The 21,679-nt window shown below is 61.5% G+C and carries 25 protein-coding genes, 1 pseudogene and 1 riboswitch; of the genes and pseudogenes, 7 read left to right on the top strand and 19 right to left on the bottom strand.

Translation table 11 applies throughout. From position 1 onward, the window contains the following. Positions 1-6: 6 nt before the first annotated feature. Genes M1E05_RS03525 through M1E05_RS03510 form a run of 4 tightly spaced genes read right to left on the bottom strand, consistent with a single transcriptional unit; the run spans position 7 to position 3,431 of the window. Complete coding sequence (locus M1E05_RS03525) at positions 7-1,062, bottom strand: Gfo/Idh/MocA family protein (protein WP_461164435.1); 1,056 nt, start codon at positions 1,060-1,062, stop codon at positions 7-9. Further along, entirely contained in the window at positions 1,046-2,137 is a 1,092-nt protein-coding gene (locus M1E05_RS03520; protein ID WP_458112153.1) for a Gfo/Idh/MocA family protein, read from the bottom strand. The genes M1E05_RS03525 and M1E05_RS03520 overlap by 17 nt, the downstream gene beginning before the upstream one ends. After that, entirely contained in the window at positions 2,134-2,535 is a 402-nt protein-coding gene (locus M1E05_RS03515) for a hypothetical protein (RefSeq protein ID WP_458112154.1), read from the bottom strand. Before M1E05_RS03515 ends, M1E05_RS03520 begins: the two co-directional genes overlap by 4 nt. Beyond that, positions 2,532-3,431, bottom strand: a complete 900-nt coding sequence (locus M1E05_RS03510) for an SMP-30/gluconolactonase/LRE family protein (RefSeq protein WP_461164434.1) — start codon at positions 3,429-3,431, stop codon at positions 2,532-2,534. The genes M1E05_RS03515 and M1E05_RS03510 overlap by 4 nt, the downstream gene beginning before the upstream one ends. A 70-nt stretch (positions 3,432-3,501) precedes the next feature. Here M1E05_RS03510 and M1E05_RS03505 point away from each other — a divergent pair, with 70 nt between their 5' ends. Further along, entirely contained in the window at positions 3,502-4,242 is a 741-nt protein-coding gene (locus M1E05_RS03505; RefSeq protein WP_458114568.1) for a GntR family transcriptional regulator, read from the top strand. 67 nt (positions 4,243-4,309) lie between these two features. On the opposite strand, the gene M1E05_RS03500 is transcribed toward M1E05_RS03505, so the two are convergent. The 5 genes from M1E05_RS03500 to M1E05_RS03480 form a co-directional block, all read right to left on the bottom strand. Beyond that, positions 4,310-5,227 carry an MBL fold metallo-hydrolase gene (locus M1E05_RS03500; protein ID WP_458112156.1) on the bottom strand — a complete coding sequence of 306 codons (918 nt, stop codon included), beginning with the start codon at positions 5,225-5,227 and terminating at the stop codon, positions 4,310-4,312. Next, entirely contained in the window at positions 5,224-6,072 is an 849-nt protein-coding gene (locus M1E05_RS03495) for an ABC transporter permease (RefSeq protein WP_458112157.1), read from the bottom strand. Before M1E05_RS03495 ends, M1E05_RS03500 begins: the two co-directional genes overlap by 4 nt. A 26-nt stretch (positions 6,073-6,098) precedes the next feature. Continuing rightward, complete coding sequence (locus M1E05_RS03490; RefSeq protein ID WP_458112158.1) at positions 6,099-6,914, bottom strand: ABC transporter ATP-binding protein; 816 nt, start codon at positions 6,912-6,914, stop codon at positions 6,099-6,101. A gap of 5 nt (positions 6,915-6,919) precedes the next feature. Further along, complete coding sequence (locus M1E05_RS03485) at positions 6,920-7,930, bottom strand: ABC transporter substrate-binding protein (RefSeq protein ID WP_458112159.1); 1,011 nt, start codon at positions 7,928-7,930, stop codon at positions 6,920-6,922. A 237-nt stretch (positions 7,931-8,167) separates the two neighbouring features. Continuing rightward, positions 8,168-8,575 carry a winged helix-turn-helix transcriptional regulator gene (locus M1E05_RS03480; RefSeq protein WP_458112160.1) on the bottom strand — a complete coding sequence of 136 codons (408 nt, stop codon included), beginning with the start codon at positions 8,573-8,575 and terminating at the stop codon, positions 8,168-8,170. A gap of 202 nt (positions 8,576-8,777) precedes the next feature. On the opposite strand from M1E05_RS03480, the gene M1E05_RS03475 reads away from it, so the two are divergent. After that, positions 8,778-9,455, top strand: coding sequence for an FMN-dependent NADH-azoreductase (locus M1E05_RS03475; protein WP_461164433.1), 678 nt, complete (start codon positions 8,778-8,780; stop codon positions 9,453-9,455). Between the two features lie 90 nt (positions 9,456-9,545). Here the strand turns inward: M1E05_RS03475 and M1E05_RS03470 are convergent, their stop codons facing one another. Further along, a complete protein-coding gene (locus tag M1E05_RS03470) occupies positions 9,546-9,761 on the bottom strand; it encodes a hypothetical protein (RefSeq protein WP_461164432.1) in 216 nt (71 codons plus the stop codon). Between the two features lie 413 nt (positions 9,762-10,174). On the opposite strand from M1E05_RS03470, the gene M1E05_RS03465 reads away from it, so the two are divergent. Further along, positions 10,175-11,389, top strand: coding sequence for an aminotransferase class I/II-fold pyridoxal phosphate-dependent enzyme (locus M1E05_RS03465; RefSeq protein ID WP_461164431.1), 1,215 nt, complete (start codon positions 10,175-10,177; stop codon positions 11,387-11,389). 79 nt (positions 11,390-11,468) lie between these two features. On the opposite strand, the gene M1E05_RS03460 is transcribed toward M1E05_RS03465, so the two are convergent. Continuing rightward, positions 11,469-12,428, bottom strand: a complete 960-nt coding sequence (locus tag M1E05_RS03460) for an arsenic resistance protein (protein WP_458114569.1) — start codon at positions 12,426-12,428, stop codon at positions 11,469-11,471. A 251-nt stretch (positions 12,429-12,679) separates the two neighbouring features. Then, positions 12,680-12,851, top strand: a riboswitch (cyclic di-AMP (ydaO/yuaA leader). A gap of 4 nt (positions 12,852-12,855) precedes the next feature. Here M1E05_RS03460 and M1E05_RS03455 point away from each other — a divergent pair. Next, the gene (locus M1E05_RS03455; protein ID WP_461164430.1) at positions 12,856-13,644 is read left to right on the top strand and encodes a M23 family metallopeptidase; all 789 of its coding nucleotides are present in this window, start codon (positions 12,856-12,858) and stop codon (positions 13,642-13,644) included. 31 nt (positions 13,645-13,675) lie between these two features. Here the strand turns inward: M1E05_RS03455 and M1E05_RS03450 are convergent. The 3 genes and pseudogenes from M1E05_RS03450 to M1E05_RS03440 all read right to left on the bottom strand — a co-directional run. Continuing rightward, positions 13,676-13,828, bottom strand: a pseudogene (locus M1E05_RS03450) (four-helix bundle copper-binding protein); the annotation flags it as partial. A gap of 31 nt (positions 13,829-13,859) precedes the next feature. Further along, entirely contained in the window at positions 13,860-14,744 is an 885-nt protein-coding gene (locus M1E05_RS03445) for a F510_1955 family glycosylhydrolase (RefSeq protein WP_458112165.1), read from the bottom strand. A gap of 64 nt (positions 14,745-14,808) precedes the next feature. After that, positions 14,809-15,156 (bottom strand): heavy-metal-associated domain-containing protein, encoded by a 348-nt coding sequence (locus tag M1E05_RS03440; protein WP_458112166.1) that lies wholly within the window; start codon positions 15,154-15,156, stop codon positions 14,809-14,811. Positions 15,157-15,429: 273 nt separating this feature from the next. Here M1E05_RS03440 and M1E05_RS03435 point away from each other — a divergent pair, with 273 nt between their 5' ends. Beyond that, entirely contained in the window at positions 15,430-15,615 is a 186-nt protein-coding gene (locus M1E05_RS03435) for a hypothetical protein (protein WP_458112167.1), read from the top strand. Positions 15,616-15,645: 30 nt separating this feature from the next. Here M1E05_RS03435 and M1E05_RS03430 read toward each other — a convergent pair whose 3' ends face one another. From M1E05_RS03430 to M1E05_RS03420, 3 genes are all read right to left on the bottom strand, one after another. Further along, complete coding sequence (locus M1E05_RS03430; RefSeq protein WP_461164429.1) at positions 15,646-16,122, bottom strand: universal stress protein; 477 nt, start codon at positions 16,120-16,122, stop codon at positions 15,646-15,648. Between the two features lie 150 nt (positions 16,123-16,272). Continuing rightward, complete coding sequence (locus tag M1E05_RS03425) at positions 16,273-16,731, bottom strand: arsenate-mycothiol transferase ArsC (protein WP_458112169.1); 459 nt, start codon at positions 16,729-16,731, stop codon at positions 16,273-16,275. 77 nt (positions 16,732-16,808) lie between these two features. Then, positions 16,809-18,182, bottom strand: a complete 1,374-nt coding sequence (locus M1E05_RS03420; protein WP_458112170.1) for an FAD-dependent oxidoreductase — start codon at positions 18,180-18,182, stop codon at positions 16,809-16,811. Positions 18,183-18,302: 120 nt separating this feature from the next. Here M1E05_RS03420 and M1E05_RS03415 point away from each other — a divergent pair, with 120 nt between their 5' ends. Then, a complete protein-coding gene (locus M1E05_RS03415) occupies positions 18,303-18,653 on the top strand; it encodes an ArsR/SmtB family transcription factor (protein ID WP_458112171.1) in 351 nt (116 codons plus the stop codon). A 46-nt stretch (positions 18,654-18,699) separates the two neighbouring features. On the opposite strand, the gene M1E05_RS03410 is transcribed toward M1E05_RS03415, so the two are convergent. After that, on the bottom strand, positions 18,700-19,551 hold the full coding sequence (locus M1E05_RS03410; RefSeq protein WP_461164428.1) for a LysR family transcriptional regulator: 852 nt from the start codon (positions 19,549-19,551) through the stop codon (positions 18,700-18,702). An 83-nt stretch (positions 19,552-19,634) separates the two neighbouring features. Here M1E05_RS03410 and M1E05_RS03405 point away from each other — a divergent pair, with 83 nt between their 5' ends. Further along, positions 19,635-20,498 (top strand): EamA family transporter, encoded by an 864-nt coding sequence (locus M1E05_RS03405; RefSeq protein ID WP_458112173.1) that lies wholly within the window; start codon positions 19,635-19,637, stop codon positions 20,496-20,498. Between the two features lie 4 nt (positions 20,499-20,502). Here M1E05_RS03405 and M1E05_RS03400 read toward each other — a convergent pair whose 3' ends face one another. Continuing rightward, on the bottom strand, positions 20,503-21,603 hold the full coding sequence (locus tag M1E05_RS03400; RefSeq protein WP_461164427.1) for a winged helix DNA-binding domain-containing protein: 1,101 nt from the start codon (positions 21,601-21,603) through the stop codon (positions 20,503-20,505). Positions 21,604-21,679 lie beyond the last annotated feature (76 nt).

Below are 21,679 nucleotides of genomic sequence, written 5' to 3'. Positions count from 1 at the left end.
TGCTTCTTACTGACGTTCGGCGCCCATAGGCCGGTGGCTGCCGTGATTTGAGTTCAGGCCAACGAGCATGCGGGTGCCGCCGGCTGCCGCCGAAGCGTACATGGCCTCGACGCATGTCAGGGTCCGCAGCTGGTCCTCGCATGATGTGAGCGGCGTTTCCTTGTTGACTACACAGTCCACAAAATGCTGGATTTCTTCCACGAACCCCATGCTTTTAGGCGAGGGTTCCATCGAAACAACCTTTCCTGGATCCGAAAGCTCCAAGGACCCTTTCAGCACGTCAAAGGTCATGGCGCCCTCGCTGGTGAAGATCTCCATGGACAGCCGCCGGGGTCCGAAGTGGCGCGAGCGCCCGGTAAACGTGAAACTCCCGGTCTGGCCCGAGACGAACTCGACGGCGGCAACCATGTCCAGGTCGAAGCGCATCTGGCCGGCACTGCCTTGGGCTATCACCGAAACGGCGCTGATCTCGCCCAGCAGATGCCGTGCCAGGGCAACCGAGTGGATGCCCGCGTTCAGGAGGTACCCGCCTCCGGATCCTTCCGGGTCCCTCAACCAGTCGGGTTGCTCCGGGTGAATGTCCTCGCAAAACAGGGCACTGTGGTGGTTGGCCTGCAGGAGGAACGGTTCGCCGAATTTTCCTTCCTCCAGAATCTGCTTCGCCGCCCGCGCCACACTCGAGAACGGCCAGTTCTCGGCCACCATGACGGTCCTGTCCGCCCGTCTCTCAGCCTGAAGGATGTTTTCGGAGGCAGCCAGCCCAACGGCCAACGGTTTCTCCACCAGAACGTGAACCCCCTGTTCAAGAGCCCGCAGCACTGCCGGCTCATGAAGCCGCGGTGGAAGGCAGATGTCCACTGCGTCCACGTTGGGAAGGGCTTCGGACATGTCAGTAGCCCAGTGGGAGATGCCCCACTGGCGTGCCACACTCTCCGCGAGTTCCGGATCCCGGTCAACCACCCAGGTAATTTCGCCGCCTTTGCAGGCCTCCCAGGCGGGCAGGTGGGAGGAACGCGCAATCAGTCCGCTTCCGATGAGCGCCACCCTAAGGTCGCTTTTCATAGTTGATCCCCTTTTCGTCCCAGCCGAATTGAATGGACGTTCCTGTGCGTGCGGATTCATAAGCGGCAAGGACCATCGCAAGGCTCGAACGGCCGTCGTCGAGCACGCTGGGGAAATCCTCTTTCGTGAGCAGGCAGCGGATGAATTCGTTGGCTACGGCCTCGTGGACGGCCGGAAAGCTGTGACGTGTTGTCAGGTGTTCCCAGCGCTTCAGCGGTTCGCGCTGGACGGTGACCGAAGCCTCAACGAGTTTTTCGCACCTGGTTGACGCGAGATCCGTGTAGTACTCAAAAATGGTTCCGCGGTCACCGAAGATTTGGGTTGTCACTCCCCCGGCCAGATCCGTCCAGCTGCTTTGAAGTGTGGCGATCGCTCCGCTCTGCAGACGGAAAATGGCGGCGATAACGTCCTCGACCGGAGACTCCAGGATGTGGGATGACATCACCGCCGTGACGGACGCAGGTTCACCAAAAATCCAGCGCAGCCAGTCGCAGGAGTGGATCAGTTCGTCCAGTCCGGCTCCGCCACCCGAAATCACGGGATCATAAAACCATCCGCCGGAGTCGTCGGGCCAACCCGTGGTGCCGAAGTAATGGCTGTGCCGTTTGGAGATGGAGGAGATTCGGCCAAGTTCGCCGCGTGCAACGATGCCCCTGACTTCTTGGTTTGCCGGGTCCAGGCGCATTTGGAAGCCCTGCATAAACCGCACACCGGCCGTGGCCACCGCCTCAGCCGCAGCATCGGCCTCCTTCAAGGACGTGGCGATTGGCTTTTCGCACAGGATGTCCAGGCCTTCCCCGGCCGCCAGTTCGATGTGTTCGCGGTGAAAAGCGTGTTCGGACGTGATCGCCACAGCATCGAGTTCATAGCCCGTCAGGAACTGCAGCAGATCGGGTACGTATCGGCAGCCGTTGTCTTGCGCAACGGGTCCGCCGCGCCCCGGCTCCTGGTCGTAAATCGCCACCAGCTCACAGTCTGGGTTGGCTGCGAACGCGGAAGCCCACATGGGACCGTGGGCGTGCCCGACGCCGAGCACCCCTACCCGCAGCGGGCCGTCGAGGGTTGGGCCGTTCACGGCGCGCCCCTTGAGCCGCTGCTTGGGATTGAATCGGTGCTTGGGCTTGAACTGCTGCTTCGGACTGAGCTGCTGCTGGCAAGGACATTCCAACCGCGGTGGAATTTGTAATCCACAAGGACTTCGAGGTCCGCCCAGACCCGCTTATGGTCCTCGCTCACTTCCCAACGTGAACGCAGGTTTTCGTCCGCAAACTGGATGACTATTTCCAGACGGGTCTCAGCGGCAGCGGCGCCGATTTCCTCCCGGGCGGAGTCGGAGTACGTTTCCAGCAGTACCGCATCTTCGAAACCCGGCTGCCGCTCCAGTGCTGGGACATACGCGGCCAGGAACCACTCGCGGATCTTCTCCATCTGGCCGGGTAGCGGTTCGAATGAAATGTCCAGCCTGATGCTCATTGGATCTGTCCTTCCAAGGGAATCGCCAGGGAATCGGCCATGTTCTGCCAAAGAACCGTTGAACCGGCGGCAATCAGCAGCTCGTTTCCCTTGTTGCCGCCGAATGCGAAGTTCACCGGAATTTCCGGCGTGCGAAGCTGGCCGATAGCGCCGCCGTCGGGGTCAAAGATCCAGATCCCGCCCGATCCGGTGCACCAGACGTTGCCGTGCCTGTCACATTTCATGCCGTCTGGGACTCCCTTTTCGTCCGAGGGCGGAGTTGCGAACTGCTCAGCGTCGCCGATGGACCAGTCATCCCCTATCCGGTACCGCTTGATCAGGCCTCTCTCGGAGTCGTTGACGTACAGCGTCCGCTCATCGGGTGAGAGACAGAGCCCGTTCGGTTCGGAAAAGTCCCGGTCAATTAGCCGGAGGTTCCCATCCCGAAGAAGATAGACGCCTTGAAAATCGAGTTCCTGCTCCCGCTCCACGCCGAAGTCCGCCCCCAGCCCGTAACGGGGATCAGAAAACAGGATGGTCCCGTCCGAAGCACACACCGCGTCGTTGGGACTGTTCAGACGCCGGCCGTTGAACGATTCCGCAAGCACCGAAATGGTGCCGTCACTCTCCTGCCGCACCACCCGGGACGTCGCATGTTCACAGGTCACCACCCGGCCTTCGGGATCAAGAGTGTTGCCGTTCGCCTTGTTGCTCGGTTGCCGCCATGGTGACGGGAGGTCTTGAGGTTGCCAAGACCACATGGTTGACTTTGTGATGTCGCTAAAGAGCCAGGTTTCCTTCTTGCCCAGCCAGACCGGCCCTTCCGTGAAACCGAAGCTATCCCCTACCACCAGTGCAGGGCCAGCAGTCTCGATGGACGCTGCGCCCTTCCAATCCAATGTGTAACTTAGATTCATGGTTCGATCCTTTCGGGCCATAGTCTGACTAAGATTGGACGTATAGAACTGAGGAGATGTTGTGGCAAAGATGCGAATCGAGCAGACCCTCGAGGTCCTGCGGTCCCGGATCCATGATGCCGCGGCCCGCAGCGATCTTCGCCTGCCTCCGGAGGTTGAACTGGCCGGCGAACTGGGCGTAGGCCGGTCCACCCTCCGTGAAGCCCTTGCCCTTCTCGAAGCAGAAGGCGTAGTGCACCGCGCCCGGTCGCGAGGAACCTTCATCCGGCCCAGCGCCCTGCAGTATGAGAAGGAAGTCCTCAGCTACCCCGTGGACCTCATCCTGTCGTTCGCCGACTACCTGACCGCTCACAGCATTCCCTTCACCATCGAAAACTTCTCGTTCGGGCGTGAAACCCTTCCGGAGAACAACGGGACTCAGACCGACTTCGCCGGCCAGGAGGTCTACCGGACCTGGCGCGTCTTCCGGGTGCGCAACCATCCCGCCGCCTACCTCGAACACGTCGTGCCGGTCGCTTTCGGGAACCAGCCGGTGCAGCCTTCGTTGCTCCTGCAAGGCGTTACTGCGCTCTTCGACGCACTGACTGACGTGCAACTGGAGAGCATTGACAATTCCATCGGCGCCGAACTTGCCGACGAACGCCTCAGCGGCCTCCTCGATGTGGAACCCCGTTCAGCGCTAGTGGTTATGAATGCCCGGCTCTTTGGCATGGATTCTGCCCTCCTTGGCACTGGCCGCCTGGTGTTCCGTCCCGATATCCTCACGCTGTCCGTCAGGGCCTCGTCACGGATCAACATCAAGGCCCGTTAGGATCAGGGGCCGTTGGGGCGCCGGTTTAGTGCGCCCCTAACGCTGCGCTTCGCCCGTGACGCTGTCCTCAGAAGATCCGCATCAGGTCGCTTCCAACGGTGATCGGCCCCTTGTATGTCCTGGCTATGGGGGTCCGCCACATCTCGTCGGGCAGATGACCGGGTATGAGATGGGTGAGGACCAGATGCTTCGCCCTTGCAGCGGAAGCCACCTCGCCAAGCTGATGCACGGTGGTGTGATAGGCAGGGAAGCCGAACCCCGGGTAGAGCGCTTCATGGACAAGGACGTCCACATCCTCGCAATACCGGATCAGGTTCGGCGAGGGTGCTGTGTCACCTGAAATTGCAGCCGAGCCGTTTTCCCAGTCGAAGCGGTAGCCGAACGCCTGGTCAACTGGATCGTGTTCCACCCGGAAACTGACAGCACTCCATCCCTCACCCGTCAGCATCGTCCCGTCGTCGACTTCCAGAACGCGCGGATCCAAAGTCTCCGGTGCGATACCGAAGGTGCGGCGTGTTCTGATGTCGTAGTCGTAGGCGGCCAGCAGGCGATTGACAAAGGCAGCGGTCCCGGGTGGACCCACGATGAGCGGGCAGCTCCTTCGAGTGCGGTCCACCCACGGTGCAAGAACCAGCCAGGCAAGCTCAGCGTTGTGATCCAAATGATGATGTGTAATCAGGATGTGGGTCAGGTCTGAGGGATCAACACCAAGCCTGACGAGCCTTTCGGTGGCGCCCGCACCGCAGTCCACCAGGATCTTCTCGGAGCCCATGTCCACGTAGGTCGAGGGTCCGGCCCGCGTGGGCAGGATCTTCGGTGTGCCTGTGCCGATAAGCCAGCCACGCGGCGTCGTCGTAATGCCTTCCGCCTGCCTGAACCCGGACTCCTGGAGACGGGGTCCGTCAACGAGCTGGACCGTAATCAGCGGCTCATTGAGCAGGTAGGCCCCCAGAAGCGATTCGTCATTTGTCACCGTGCTGTTCATAGCTGCACCTGGTAACGGTAGACGACCTTCCTCAGCAAAAGACGGAAGACCATATCAGCAACCAACCCCATCAGCCCGAGGGCCACGATGCCGACAAACACCTCGTCAGTCCGGGCAAAGAGCCGTGAGTTCCAGATCAGGTACCCCACACCGCTCTCTGCGGCAACAAATTCTGCCGCCACCACCGTCATGAAGCAGGTTCCCAGCGCTACCCGGAGGCCCGTGATGACGCTGGGGATCGTTGCCGGTACCACGACACTCGTCAGTAGCTGCCGGGGGGACGCCCCCAGCATTGCTGCTGCTTCCAGTTTTTCCTTGTCAACCGACATGGACCCCGTCATGGTGCTGAGGAAGACGATGAACAAGGCGGCATAGAAAATCAGGCCGATCTTTGATGCTTCCCCAAGCCCCAGCCAGATGAGCGCCAGGGTCAGGAAGGCGATAGGGGGAATGAAGCGGAAGAAGTCCACAAAGGGTTCCACCATGGTGCGCACGATGCGTATCCTGCCCGCCATGATTCCAAGGGGCACGGCTACAAGTGCTCCCAGGACCCACCCGCTGATCACGCGCATGAAGGAGATGCCAATATCACCGAGCAAAGTCCCTGCAGCCAGGAGCCGGATGGCAGCTTCGAACACCACTTGCGGGCCGGGCAGGAACAAAGGTGACATTTGGAGCGACACCAGATACCAGACAAGCACTGCGCCCAACAGAACCAGCACCGTTGTTACCGGCTTAGGAAGGGGTCTCCGTACACGACCAGGGATACCCTCTGCGGGGCTAAGGCCCGCGGGAGCGGTTGATTTCACTGTGGAATCAGTCGATTGAGACTGTGGCAGGGTCATGATTTCCTCCCATAATGTCCCGGGCCCTAGACGGCCGCGGTCCTGTCGCTAACGGTGGCGTCGGCGACATCGTCGTTGTTGGGGTTGTCGAGTTCACTCGTCAACTCGTTGTAGAGGCCGATGAAGCTTTCATTCATGCGGTCACGCGGCCTGCTGAACGGGTTGTTGCGGGTGCTCGCTATGCCTGCTGCGGGACCATGGGTCATGGTAATAATCCGGTCACTCAGCCAGATGGCCTCGCTCACGTCATGGGTGACGAAAAGCGCCGTCTGTCCTGTGGATTGCCAGATGTTGATCAACTCATGCTGCAGCAGTGAGCGGGTGTGGGCGTCCAGGGCTCCGAATGGCTCATCCATCAGGAGCACGTTCGGCTGGTTCACCAGCACCCTGGCTATTTGCACGCGCTGTTTCATACCACCGGAGATTTCCCTGGGGTACTTCTTTTGGTGTGCCTGTAACCCCACCAGTTCCATGTACTGATCCACGAGTCCATCACGCCGCTTCCGGTCCAGGCCCTGGACCTTGGGACCGTATTCGATGTTCTGGCGGACAGTCAGCCAGGGAAACAGTGCGATGTCGGATTGAAAAACGACACCGCGGTTGGCATCAGGACCGCCAGCCGCTTTTCCGTCTATCAGGATCTGCCCTGCGGTGGGCTTGGAAAATCCGGCAATCATGTGAAGGAGGGTCGATTTACCGCAACCGCTGGGGCCAAGGAGGCAAACAAACTCCCCTGCCGCAATGGTGATCGATATGTCCTTCACCGCTGTGTAGTCTGAACCCGACCTGGACCGCCGGGGGAATGACTTTGTGACATTCCGGCACTCAATCGATGAGCTCATGGCTGTTATTTCCTTAGTGTGACGGCGCTTGAATCCACTGCTTCGAGGTAGCTGGGATCGAAGATCGCATCGGTCTCAGGGGCCTTGTCCACGTAACCGTTCTCGGCCATCCAGGTTGCGACTTCGCGGAGGGCCGTCTTGCTCTCCTCGTCCAGGTAGACATCCCAACGGATCTCGCCCTCACTCCACCACTTCTGAAGCGTGCCGGCCTCCACGCCGATTCGCTTGCTGGCAATCTCGGCAGCGGCCTTCGGGTCAGCCTCGATGAAGGCATTCGCATCCTTCAGAGCAGCGATGACCTTTTGGACCGTCTCTCGGTTAGCCTCAGCCCACTTACGGTCGAACTGCAGGTAATTCCGCACAATGGTGACGTCACCGATGGTCGGCTCCAGGAAATGAACCTGGTCGCCCATTTCAGTGAATGCCCTCGAGACGATGGGTTCTTCATTGACGAAGCCGTCAATGTTGCCGCGGGCGAGCGTGGCGATTTGCTCTGCACCCGGAACGTCCACCAGGGTCACGCTCTTGGGATCAACCTGGTGCTTTTCGAGGTACCGCTGCAACGCGTAATCGTTGATTCCGCCTTTTTGAACGCCGATCTTGCGGCCGGAGAGGTCTTCCGGACGGTTGATATCGTTCTTGACAACCAACCGCAGTTCTTCGCCTGTGAACCACAGGGCCGGTACTACGATGTCTGCGCCCTTGGACAGATTGGATACAAGGGGCATCTCGACTGTGCCGCCTGCGTGGACTTGCCCTGCAAGCATGGCCTGGGTGCCTACAACGCCGTTATCGAATGTTTTGAGTGTGGCCGCCAGACCATGATCCTCGAAGAATCCCCGCTCGAGCGCCACGTCCCAAGGGGCGTAGCCGGCATTGGCCGCAACCGGCAGGACCACCGGGGTCATCTGCTGTCCGGCCGTTGGGCCACCGTTTGAGCAACCGGTAACAAAAGCCAGTAGCGCTCCCACCAGGAGAGCAAAGATGACTTTTGCTTTGCGTGCAACGGTATGCATTTGAACCTCCTCGTTCACGGGTCGCTGTATTGCGAACCAATTTAACGGTAAAGTCTTACTAAGTTCTAAGTCAAGAGACCAAGGAAGGACAGGGCCTAGTACTGTCAAGGGATTCCTAGGTCTGACGTACTCTTTCGAGCACTATTTATCCACAGCCGAATCGACCCCGCCAGGGCGCGGTTTTAGTCTCGCAGCGGGGTGGCGCGGGGTCTGGCTGAGTCCGAACTAGAGGTGCCGCTACTCCAGGTTGAGGTGGCGGCGGTCGTGTTCCATGCGGGCATGCGAAACATCATCCATGTTCGCTTCGGCCCAGTCCTTCATCCGGTGAACGACGCTGAGCAGGGAGTGGCCCAGAGGGGTCAGTTCATAGTCGGTCCGCACCGGAACCGAGGCCGTGACGAGGCGGGATACGAGTCCGTCACGCTCCAGCGAGCGGAGCGTTGAGGTGAGCATCTTCTGACTAGCACCGGGGATGAGCCTGCGGAGCTGGCTGTGGCGCAATTGTCCGTCTGCAAGTGCCAGCATCACCAGGGTGACCCACTTACTGCTGATCGCCTCAAGCAGTTGGCGCGCAGGGCACTGTCCCAGGCCGCTGTTGAATTCGGCTTGTGCTTCCTGCCGCTTTTGTTCCGCCGTGAGAGTCATTGCCCCAAACTTTCCTCTGCTGGTTCTTCGGTACCGCGCCGCCAGCCTACTACTTCCATGGGAGGGCACCCCAAAGGCCAGAGGAGGGAACATGAAAGTTCCGTAGGCACATCAAAGTGCGTTCTTACCCGCGGTCCGCACCGCAGCAAGGATGGTTGAGGGGCCGATTCGGCCCATTCTTTCCACCACCGAAAGGTAAACCGTGCCTACGATCCTGCACATCAACGCCTCACCCCGCGAGACCCACAGTGACTCCCTCCGCCTTGCCCGCCATGCCCTCGATGCCATCCAGGCAGCCGCTGAGGAGCGCTTTGAGGTTGAGACACTGAACGTGTTCGACGACGGCGCCCTGCCGGACTTCGGGCGCACTGCTGCGGCAGCAAAGATGGCTGTCTTCTCGGGCCAGGATCAGACCGCTGAGCAAATCAGCGCATGGGAAGCTGCACGTGCTGTCTTCGACCAGTTCGCCGACGCCGACGCTTACGTTTTCAACATCCCGATGTGGAACGCCGGTGTTCCGTACGCGTTGAAACAGTGGATCGACATCGTTACCCAGCCGGGCTGGAGCTTCGGTTTTGATCCCGAAAGTGGCTACAAAGGCCTCATGGAGGGCAAGCAGGCCCTCGCCATCCACACCAGCGGCGTGTACCGGCCGGGGGTGGCGCCGGCATTCGGCCAGGACTTCAGCAGCACCTTCTTTGCCGACTGGCTGAACTTCATCGGCATCGACGACGCCACCCACGTGCGCTTTGCACCCACGGTCCTCAACATGGATGTGGACGGCAGCCGGCGGACCGCAGAAGCTGAAATTGCCGATGTCGCCAGCGGGTTTGCTGCCCGTCTCACCTCAGTCGGGCTCCTGCAGCTGGTCAACGACTAAGCCGGGTTGCGGCTATGTCCGGACGGCACACTAACTGCTGATTATTGCTTTCCGTACTTGCGATGCGCTGCATTTGGTCGACGAGTGCTCTTACCCGTGGTCCGCAAGTCTCCACAGCGTCAGCACCAGGGACAAGCGGACACGTCCGGCGGCCGTGCCGATGTCGAAACCCAACGCGGTCGAGTATTCAGCTGCCCGTGTCAGGACACTGGAGTGGTGGAGGCCGATCTCTTCGGCGACAGTTCGCAGGCTGGTGTTTTCCGCGATGGAGTCCAGCAGCGCGAGGGCCTTCGGCTGGGATGTCACGACTCCGGGGTCATAGCCAGGCCAACACCCGCCGTCGACCCGGGCTGTGTATTCTGGGCGTCCGTCTCTGTTGTGGAGAAGCGGAGCACTACTGCCCGGCGGGAAGCGGCCACCGGGCTGGTGCTTGACCGAGCCGCGTTGTGACGTGATTCAGCCTAGGCATTTCGTTCAGCGATTCTAACCGCCAGCAGAGCTCAAAGGGGTTCCCGCGAACCGCCATCTGGCGGTCAGCGGCGCGGAACCGCCGCCGTCGTAATCTCCTTTGGGGACACCTGGCTTTTGCCTTTGCCAAGGGCCTTTACATCAACTTTGCTGAAGTCGAGAATGGGTCCCAGCACGGCCTCCACTGGCTCAGCAGCGCGCTGTCCACCCGACTGCCGCCACATCAGGCTGCCATACACAGGAGTGCAGACATGAACGATCCCACGTCAACAGCCCAGGACATTGCCGCGGTATCTGCCCGCGCTGCTCAATTGGCATCGATCCCCTCCTTCCGCCGGGTTGAGGCCTATATCAAGGAATATGGCTCGCGCGGGCACGGGCAGGCGCCGGGCTGCGACTTCACTTTCGGGAATCCGCACCAGATGCCAGCCGACCGCTACGTCAATACCCTCCGGGACGCTCTGACGCCTCAGAATGATCAGTGGTTCGCGTACCAAACCAATGGCGAGGCCGCCCGGGAAGCAGCGGCGGAGTCACTGCAGCGGCTGCTGGATGTGCCTTTCCGGCCGGACGACATCTACCTCACGACGGGTGGCTTCGCCGCGATCGCGTTGGCGCTCAAGACGGTGGCCGATCCGGGCGACGAAGTCATCTACAGCCTGCCGCCCTGGTTCCTGTATGAGCCTCTGGTCCTTGAAGCCGGGCTGGTACCGGTGAAAGTCAAGATCAACACCACCACGTTCGACCTTGACCTCGACGCCATCGAGGCAGCCATTACGGAACGGACGCGGGTTGTGATCGTCAATTCGCCCAACAATCCGACCGGGCGGGTGTACCCGCCCGAACTGCTGCTCCGGTTGGCGGAACTACTGGAAGCCGCCTCGGTGAGGATCGGAAGGCGGATCTACCTCATCTCAGACGAGCCCTACAACCGGATTGTGTTCGACGGTTTGCGCTTCCACAGCCCCGTGGAATTCTATGCGCACACGCTGCTGGCCTACTCCTATGGCAAGACCCACCTCTCCCCGGGTCAACGGGTGGGTTATCTGGCTCTTCCGCCCACCATGCCGCACCGGGAAGAGATGGCCCCGGCCATCACCAGCCTGCAGGTGGCGATGGGCTGGGTGTACCCCAATGCCCTGCTGCAGCACGCGCTTCCTGAGCTGGAGAAGTTCTCCATTTCTATTGATCAACTGCAGCGCCGCCGGGACCGACTGGTTGATGAACTTGGTGGGATGGGTTACCGCATCTGGCGTCCGGAAGGCACGTTCTACCTCTATGTCCCCTCCCCTATTCCTGACGACGAGGCCTTCACCGCATCACTTGCCCGCAGGGACGTCTTCGTTTTGCCGGGCGTGCTGTTCGAGACGCCGGGCTTCTTCCGGATCTCCCTCACTGCCAACGAGGACATGATCGAGCGCAGCCTGCCGGCGTTCGAAGCGGCGATGAAAGAAGTCCGCCAGTGAGTCCGCTTAGCGGTGGTTCCGCTACCGGTGGTTGCGCTTGAGGCACCGGCTCCTGATCTTGCTGCCAGGTGTAGAAGGCTCAAGTGAGCTGTTGGCGTTTAATTTCAGGGACGATGAGCGGCAGTAGCCGGACGTAGAGGACCATTCCGATGAGTTCGACAAGAGTCTGGGTCACCACGACGAGCGCTGCCAGGGCCAACGGGCCAGGCAAAGCCAGTGCCAGCGGAAGAATCACCAGGGAATTCCGGGTGGCCCCGCTAAAAAGCACGGCACGCGTGGCCGGAACGTCGAGGTGCGCCTGCTTGGCCACAAGGAGGCCCAGGGGCACCATAGCGATCAGGAAAGCGGCATACAGCGGGACAACGGCCAGCAGGGCGCCCAGCTCCTGCCGCACTCCCACAACCTGGGAGCCGACAACGACCGCCAGGGTTGCCATCATCAGAGGGACCATCAGGGCCTGCATCACTGCCATGATCGCCCGGCCCAGTGACGCCCGCCGGGCCAGGGCCTGCGTCAGTGCGGCCAGGGCCAAGGGAAACAGGATGAGCCCCACCAGCGCCTGAACGAAGGGTGCAGGATCTATTGCTGACGCTATCCCCGGGCCAACGAAAACCATCAGGTACAGCGGCAACAGGAGCATCTGCACCAGCATCAGCACCGGCGCCGCGGCCAGGAGACGATCGCTGGCCCCGCCTGCCAGACCGGTGAACACAATGACGTAGTCGACGCAGGGTGTCAGCAGGACCAGGAGGACACCGACCAACAGCGCCTGCTCTCCCGCGATGAAACGGGTGAGGGCAAACACCACCACGGGCACAACAGCGAAATTCAGTATCAGCACCGCTGACATGAACCGCAGATCGCGTGTGGCCGTACCAATCGAGGCAAGCGGGATCCCGAGAAATGTGGCGAAGAGCAGCAGGCCAAGGACGGGATTGATTGCATGCTCCAGCACCCCGGCCGAGTCAGGAGCCAATGATCCAGCTCCTCCGCCGACGATGATCGCGGCCAGATACAACCCGACCTGGCGCCTTTCCATCGCTGCGACAAGAGTTCCGATCTTCACGCAGCCAATCGTAGGCCAAGCAACCATTAAGGCATCTCGGTATTCATGGTGGGTGGAGCGACGTCGGCACCCGGAGCCGCTGCATCCTACCCTGCAGCAAGACGAAACGTGACCTTATTCTGATAACGGATTTGTAACGCATCGTTTTTCTTGCTTACATAGAGGGACCACATACCTTCGTTGGGTATGCGTGTGACCGCCTCGCCAAACCCCGCCGGCGGTCCATGAAACTTTTACTTCCCTTGGCGGGGGCGGAAAACCCACTGATGATGCCTTTGCGCGTCTTGGGGTGAAGCCTGGCCCAGTAGCTGCACGCCTCGAGGCGTCCGGCAGGGCAGGCCGGACAGTCCACTCGTCCGAATCCGACAGCTAATTTCGCCGGCGCAGAGAGGACTTACTTTTGCCTTCCCAAGATAAACACGGCCAACGCCATGCCCTTTTTGCCTCCACGTCCGCCAAGGGCAGCCACCGGGCGGCCTCATCCTCCGCTCCGACCCTGCGGGATCGCGGCCGAAAGTTGGGAATTGCGGCGGTGGTAACGGGGATGTTCGCATTAACCGCCCTTTCCAATGCCCACGCCCAGCCCAGCCTGCTATCGGCGGCACAGGACCTCGCGGCCGGGACAGTGCTCTCCCCCGCTACCCAGCCGGCGGTGGCTGCAGATGCCGGATCAGCACTGGCTTTTGACCGCCCCCAGGTGAGCTCCGTCCCTGCACCGCAAGCTGAACCAGCACCGGCACCTGAACCAGCACCGGCACCTGCACCCGCTCCTGTTCAGGCAGCGGCTGCTGCCCCTTCACCAACCCTGCGGGCTCCCCTGGCCTCGATGAGCGTGACTTCTCCGTTCGGCTTCCGTGTCAATCCCCTGACCGGGGCGCTCGACGAAATGCATACAGGCATGGACCTGTCCGGACAGTGTTCAACCCCTGTTCTGGCGGCAGCTGCGGGAACAGTGACGGAGGCCGGGTGGAGTCCGTACGGCGGCGGAAACCGGATCGTCGTCGAGCACGGCAACGGACTGAAGACCACGTACAACCACCTGGACAGAATCGGCGTTTCCGTTGGGCAGACCCTGACGCAGGGCGGACAGATTGCTGGCGTCGGAACAACCGGCAACTCCACTGGCTGCCATCTGCACTTCGAGGTCATGCTCAACGACCAGACAGTCGATCCCGCCACCTACATGTAGCGGAGATACCAATCGGATCGGCCTCGTAGCGTCAGGCCAGGGACGTCAAAAGGTCTGTGCAGGCCGCTTCACATCGGCAAGCCTCAGCACAGATTCTGCAGTGCTCGTGCATCCCGGCGTGCTTTTCGCACTCCTCGTCACTAACACCGCTTGCTATCCGGCAGGATTCGAGCAGCGCCCGAGTAGCTGCGATCACCTCCTACTTTTCGTGCCCTTCAGGGAGAGACGGCAGGCCTGAATGTGCTCCCGCCGTCCGTGGACACCAGGATCCCCCCATCAATGGCTGCCCAGATCCCGGGATTTCCGTCTGAACCTTTGACGGCGGCTATCGCCAGGACTTGGCCGTCAATCCGGCCTTTTCTCGTCCAGGTCGCGCCAGCATCAGCTGAGTAGTGAACCGTCCCGTCAGGTTCGACGCCGACGGCCTCCGTTGAGTGGGCAAAGGCGGCGTACTGGATCAGCGGGGAAGACTCGTTCAGCATCCAGGTTGTGCCGCCGTCGATGGAGCGCTGTATGCCCGAAGTCGTGGTGGCCAGAACAATGTCACTTTCGGGGTGCCCAGCCAAGGCGGCCGGGACGAAGCCCTGGGCCAGTGTTGTCCAGGTCTTGCCGTCGGGGCTGGTGCGCAGTTCCCCATCAAAGGCAACGATTCCGGATTTGGTGGTGGTAAGCGCATGGAAGTCCGATTCCCCTTGGCGGGACAGCTGTTCCCAGCTTCTGCCTCCGTCGCTGGATTTGATCAGCCCGAGGGGGTTGGGCATGGCAGAGCCTGGACCCGGGTGGCCAGAGGCGTAGAAGACGCCCTCGCCCTGGCCGGCTGTGAAGCCCATCAGGTCATTGGTGGCACCGATTTTCGTGGCCGGTTCCTTTGTCACATCGAACAGCCCGTCGTGGGTCGCGAGAAGAACCTGGCCACTGGCACCGCTGACGCTCAACCCATGGATGTGTGCACTGGGCAGGGCGCTGTCCGCATCACGGGCTGATGACACCCCCGGGGACTGTTCAGCGGCCGGTGTGCAGGCAGCCAATGCCAGCACCATTGCGACGGCGCCAGCCTTCAGGGCTGCGGAGCGGGAAAGCTTTGTGGGCGTGACAGGCATGGAACTCCAGTGAAGTCTGAGGCGGCGAGCGGAGCAGATTCTGCCCCGGCTCCGGAGGGAGCATTTACCTGCTAAAGCTGTATCCGGCTGCCGTAACGGCATCGCGGAGCGCGGCTTCATCGGCAGTTCCCGATACCGTCAGATGAGACACACCATCCGGCACCAGATCAACTGTCGCAGAATCGACGCCGGGCACGGCTGCGACAGCTTTCTCGACAGTTTCGACGCAGTGTCCGCAGTCCAGGCCTTCCACGTTGTAGGTCTGCCCCGACCCAGAGTGCTGGTGGTTGGCATGCTCGTGGTGGTGGTGACCCTTTTCTTGGTGATGGTCGTGCTCGTGGTGCTCGCCGCCGTCGAGCTGGTGATCTCCATGCTCGTGGTGGTGACGGTTTTGAGACTCAATTCCGGACATGCCAGTTCCTAACGCCAAGAGGTATTTGGGTGTTGGGGTTGAACGGCTGTAAAGGCAGAGTCAACGCTCCCCGCCGGGACAAACCACTTCACTGACAACACCATCAATATACCCCCGCGGGGTATATTGATCAAGGGGAGCCGGCGTCGCATCGGGGCCCATGATGATGGGATGGACTCCGCTTAGATGCTGGCCGGACCAGCAGTTGGTTCCCCTTATCACCTTGAGGTGGGGCAAGTAAGGTGTCGCCTATTCCTGACGATGGGGGCGCTTGTGGAGCATAAGGGGCATCACCGCTGGCGGGACCGCTGGGACGTTGACGCGTCGAGCGGTCTGGTGGACCTCAACTCACACCTTGCAATTCTCGACGAACACTCGGCCAAGCAGGAGAACCCGGTCATCCAGGAGAATCCGATAGACGCGATAAAGCCCACACGGCGCGGGGCAGACACAAACTGAGTGCACCGGTTCAGCACTCTCGAACCTTTGCTATTCCATAACCGGGACAATGAGGACGGGTCTGTTCTGGCTGCGGGTCAGCGCAGCTGAAACCGATCCCTCCAGAATCCTTTCCATCAGCGCGCGGATTCCAGGTTTGGCTGCCCCGAGGATGAGCAACGAGGCGTCAGTGCTTTCTGCTAGACGTCCGAGTGCTTTGGCAACGTCCCCGTTCAGTACCCGGAAGGACCATCTCTCCCCCGGATTACCAAGAACTAATTCAAGCCTCCGCAACATTTGCCCCGACGGGAAATCTGACTCTTCATTGATCACGGGATCGAGTGACAATGCTGTGCGTTGGCCGTCCCCCTCCCACTCGGTGAGGTAGCTGGCAGGATCCACCAAGGCACAGACCAGGTGCTGCCCCAGGTCGTCGGCAAGGCCAGCCGCGGTGCGGACCAGTTGTTCGGAGAACTTCCAGTGGACGCCGAGGACGATCGGGCCTTCCGGCCATTCCTCAGCCGCCATGAGCCAAGGCGGTGACGGTTGTCAGCGGCGCGGGCAGCGCGTAGTAAAGGATGCCCCAACTGGTGGTCTGGGTGATGCACAGCGCGGCGAGTCCGCCCGCGGGGCACCTTCCGCTGCCAGTGTCCGCCTTACTGCCAGGGCAGGCATCTGCTAGTCCTTGGCCAGCTCCACATACAGCTTTTGGACGCGGGCCTTGATATCGTCCCTGACCAGCCGCATGCGTTCCATTCCTTCGATACCCCGTGTGGAGGGTTCGTCCGTTTCCCACACTTCGAATCGCTTCCCCTCACGGGGCTCCAGCTTTGCCTCGCTGCCAAGAATGACGACGACGTCGGCAGCGTCCAGGACCTCATCGGTGACCGGCTTGGGATGCTCGCCTGCGATGTCAATGCCGAGCTCGGCCAGGGACTCCACGGACTGCGGATTCAGGGATTGGCCTGGCTTGGTGCCGGCAGAATGGACTGTGACGGTCCCTTGGGCAAGCTGATTCATGAGCCCGGCGGCAAGCTGCGATTTGCCGCCGTTCTTGCTGCAGACGAACAGGACACTCGGGGTCTTGCTGTGTGGCCCGCTGAACGGCTCACTGAATGTATTGGTGTTATCGGTCATGCCTTGATTCTTCCTTGCCTTGATGTGTTCCAACGGAGGCTGTTTCAGGTGGATCGGCCCGCGGATGGATACTCGGGTTACTGGTCCCCGACGCGGCCATGGGAGAGGCCTGTGGGGAAGCCTACGAGCACAGGCTCGGAAGTGCCGCAGCAGACCGGCTCGGTCTCCTCGAGTGTCATGTCCGGCGCGTCGCAACTGGTCCCGGCACCACTGGAGCAGACGCCGGTTTCCGGAAGTTCCAACTGCACTGTGTCTGCGGCTTTCCAGTCCCCGGCAAGGGCAGCGACGACTGAGCGGACCTGTTCGTACCCGGTGGCCAGCAGGAACGTGGGCGCACGCCCGTAGGACTTCATGCCCACAATGTAGAAGTCCTTCTCCGGATGAGCCAGGAGCCGGGCGCCGTGCGGGGGAACGGTGCCGCAGGAGTGGAACTCGGGGTCGATGAGCGGCCCGAGTTCCAGGGGTGCCTCGACGGCAGGGTCCAGGTTTAGCCGGAGTTCCCGGAGGATCTTCAGGTCAGGGCGGAAACCGGTGCAAGGAACGACGACGTCAGCTTCGATGGCGTGGCCATCCAGAGCGGTGACCGTCACGCCGTCGTCGGAATCCTTCAGAGCCGCGATTCCGAATCCGGTGCTCAGTTCGATGGTTCCGGCCTCCACGAGGCGGCGGAGCCGGGAACCGAGCTGGCCGCGTGCCGGAAGTCCGTCTGCGTCACCGCCGCCGTAGACCTTCTCTGCGGAGGCGCCGCGCACAGCCCACAGGATCCGGGTGCGCGGTTCTTCTTTCGCAAGGTCGGCGAGGTTGATCAGGGTGTTCGCCGCCGAGTGGCCGGCCCCGACCACCAGCACGCGGCGCCCGGCAAAGGTTGATCGGTCCCGGCCCAGAACGTCCGGAAGAGGAGAAGAAATCCGGGACGCAACCGCTTCTTCGCCGATGCCGGACAGCCCTGACGTTCCCAGCGGGTTGCGGGTGGACCAGGTACCGGACGCGTCGATCACGCTGGCGACCTGGTAGTCAGTGGTCCCGCCGCCGTGGTGCTCCACCCGGACGATGAAAGGTGTGGTGTCCCGGTTCCGGGTGTGGGTCTTGTCCATGCCCTGCCGGGTGACCGCTGTGACACGCGCACCGGTCTTCAGGCGTGAAGCGATCTCGGGAAGGGCCGCCAGCGGTGCCAGATATCCGTCGACGAGGTCCCCGCCATAGGGGAGGGCTGTGGGGCGAGGGGATTCCCAGCCGGAGGCTTCAAGGAGACGGACGGCTGCGGCGTCGAGATTAAACCGCCAGGGTGAGAACAGCCGTATGTGGCGCCACTGTGCGATGGCAGCACCAGCGGAGGCTCCCGCTTCGAGGATCATCGGTTCCAGACCACGCTCCAGCAGGTGCGCTGCGGCGGCAAGGCCAACCGGACCGGCGCCGATGACGGCAACGGGAAGGGTCTTCGATGACTCCATGATGTCCTCTTTCTGATCTCGGCGGCTGGCCGAAGGATAAGGGAGCTAAATTGACAGATGTCGATATGGAAGTATCACCGGACATATCGACGGATGTCAATCTACGTGCATAATTGGTCTATGAACTCTCTGCGAACTCTCGAGGTGACGGCGTCGGACACCTGCTGCGAGCCTTCAGGCGAAATGATTCTGAACGCGGAGGACGCCCAGCAGAGGGCATTGGCCTTCAAGGCGCTTGCTGATCCGAACCGGCTGCGCCTGCTTTCGATCGTCAAGGCCGGCAGTGAGGGCGGAACATGCGTCTGCGACCTTACGGAGCCTTTGGACCTGGGACAGCCCACCGTCTCCCATCACCTGAAGATCCTGGTCGACGCCGGATTGCTGCACCGGGAAAAGCGCGGCACATGGGCGTACTACTCGCTGGTGCCGGGCGCGCTTGAGCAAACGGCGGGCCTCCTGGCAACCCTTTGACCCGACGCTGGACCCCTAATGAAGCAGCTGCACCTCAACGGCGCACTCAGGAATAGAGGCCCGCGAGGATTTCGATGACTTCCTTACGCGCGGCGGGCGGGTCAGCTTTGGACCAGGCAGCATAGACGGGAACCGGAGCTGCGTCACGAACCGGACGGTAGACAAGACCACGGCGCCGGTATTGATGGGCAGTCGATTCCGGGGTCACACCCCGGGCTTTGCCGCTTCCGATCACCGTAAGCCAATCGTCTACATCCTCCGTGACCACCGTCCGGGCGGGCTGTTCCCCTTCGGGCCATAGATCCAGCCTCGTGCTTCCGGTACGCACGTCGATAGCCAGCGGCGCCCTGCTGACCTGTGCCAAGGTAACGCTCCGCTTTCCGGCCAGAGGATCCTCCGCCGCCATGGCACAATAGCGTTTCTCGACACCGATGAGAACGAGATCGAAGGCGGCTGTATCAGGCACACGCCGCAGGATTGCAAAATCGCTTGTTCCTTCTGCCAATCCCGCGGTTGGAGCGTTTATCCTGGTGAGGCGGAGTTCGGTGTGCGGGAAGGCAGCGGCCCATCTGCGCTGAAATTCAGGAGTGTGCCTTCCCAAAGCAGCCCACGCATACCCGATCCGGACTGTACTTCCACCGGATAGCGCCTCCTGCTGGAGGTCCGCCAGAATGGAGAGGGCCCGGCGCGCCGGACGCATGGCCCGCTCCCCTGCGGGGGTCAGTTCGACACTGCGGGTGGTCCGGTGAAGCAGCCGAACACCCAGGCAAGCCTCCAGGGCAGCGACATTCCGGGACACCGCCGCTTGGGAAATTCCCAGCTCGATGGCGGCATCGGTGAAACTCCCTGCTTGGGCTACTGCTATCAGGGAACGCAGGTGTCGCAGTTCCAGGTTCATGGTCCAGTATATTCATGCGCTGGACGCATAACTCCCCATTTTATGCATTATGTGAATATTGATTTCTGTCCCAAACTCCCTTCATGAGTAAAAACGAGACCGCAAGCCAGGGGCGTGCAGCCGGGGCCGCGATACTTGTGGCCAGCGCCTTGTCAACGCAATTGGGTGCGGCCAGCGGTTCGCTCGCATTTCCGGTCATTGGTTCGATGGGTGTGGTCGCCGTACGGCAGCTCATCGCTGCCGCGGTACTCTTGCCAATCGTGAGGCCACGGGTCTGGACTCTGACGCGGCACCAGTGGTGGCCCGTTCTTCTGCTCGCGGCCGTCTTCTCGACGATGAATCTCTCCCTGTACGCGGCGGTAGAACGAATCGGCCTTGGTCTGGCCGTGACCCTAGAATTCCTTGGGCCCCTGGCCATCGCCCTGCTTTCCTGCAGGACCAAAGGCGGCGCAGCGTGCGCAGCCATCGCGGGAGCCGGAGTCGTGGCCATCACGCAGCCCGAGGCCTCCACTGACTATCTGGGGGTAGGGCTGGCTCTCACGGCCGCTTGCAGCTGGGCCGCTTATATAGTGCTCAACCAAACAGTCGGCGCACGCATACCAGGGATCCACGGCACCGCAACCGCAACAGGGGTCTCCGCCGTGTTGTTCCTCCCGGTCGGCATCACGATCTTCCTGACCCACCGCCCGGATGCCTTTACTATCCTTTGCGCGGTTGGTGCCGGGGTGCTGGCGTCGGTGGTGCCGTATGTTGCGGACCTCATCACTTTACGGCGGGTCCGCGCAAACCTGTTCGGAATCCTCATGAGCATCAACCCGGTCTTTGCGGCATTCATAGGAGCGGTTGCACTCCATGAAGCGCTCGGAGTCATCGAGTGGGCAGGCATAATCCTCATCGTTGCCGCAAACGCATCCGCACTGTTGGGGCGTGGCAGCGACCGGCCCTAACGACTTACTCTGGGGTGACTGAGGGGGCCAATTGCAGTTTGACCGTGGCCTCCATTTCCAGGAAGCGTCCGAAGCGGTGGACCGCCTGGTCAAGCGCTTCTTCCTCCCGCCTGGTAAGGGCTAGGAAGAGCGTCGCTTCCACGACCGCCGAACGTCCATTTATGGTTCTTTTCCAGCTGCCCACAGTGCGGCCGTCGATCACAATGGCCCGGTCCAGGAACAGCCCGGGCCGCGACGGCTCGTGAGCGAGCACGACGCGCAGGTCCTGGTAGGCGACCACGGTTTCATCGAACATCGGGATGAGGAATGCCCCTGTAAGCCTCGGCGAAACCACACCAGCAGCAGGCACTGAATACCAGCTGCTCCCATCCTCATCGTTGATGCACTCGAGCTGTCCGTTGAGGCGTTGGAGAGCTGCCTTGGTATCGGCAACAGTGAAGCTCGACCAGGTGGTGAAGTCCCTGACCGTGGCTGGACCGTGGCTCCGGAAGTAGCGCAGTGCGAGCTCGTCGAGCGCTGACTCACGCGACCGGTCATCCAGCGCGGTCACCGGCACACGATCATCGACCAGGGCATAAGTGTGCTGTTTGCCGCGACGCGGGCCGCTGCAGATGAGCTCTTCGAGCTCCGCGTACATAAGGAAGTAGGCAAGCTGAGGACCGCTTGTCTCGATGCCGTCCTGCGCCAGGCGTTCCACCAGTTCCCGCCGGGTCAGGGGACCATCGCCGGCGAGAGTCCGGGCGAAGACTTCGTGGGACCGAATGAGCAGCTCAGGGCTGGCGCCAAATTTGCCGTACCAGTGGCGGTTGAGCGCGTGAACACGCGGACGGCTCAACCTCAGCATCCAGCGCAGATCCTCGCGGGCAACGAAATGCCAGGTGGGCCGCAGCAGGTGTGTCCTGATGATGTCACCCCGGGCGAAGGCGGCCTCTACGTCGGCATCCGTGCAACCGTTCGTACGTTCGGCCAAAGACCACTTGGCCTCGGCGAACTCCTGCGCCTGCACGGCCCCGAGCCAGCGGACCGCCTCCGCCGCATCGGAGAAGGGCTCCCCCGCCAAACGCTGATTCACCAGTCGCTGGCGCACAGTGCTGAGGGGATCCATCAGACTGCCCTACTTGCGGAGAGGTTTCCAGGCCATTGAGCCAGGGCACTAAAGTCAAGCTTCATCTTGAGGATCC

It is taken from the genome of Arthrobacter sp. R4-81, from assembly GCF_054792365.1.
This window is presented reverse-complemented; position numbering and strand designations above follow the sequence as displayed.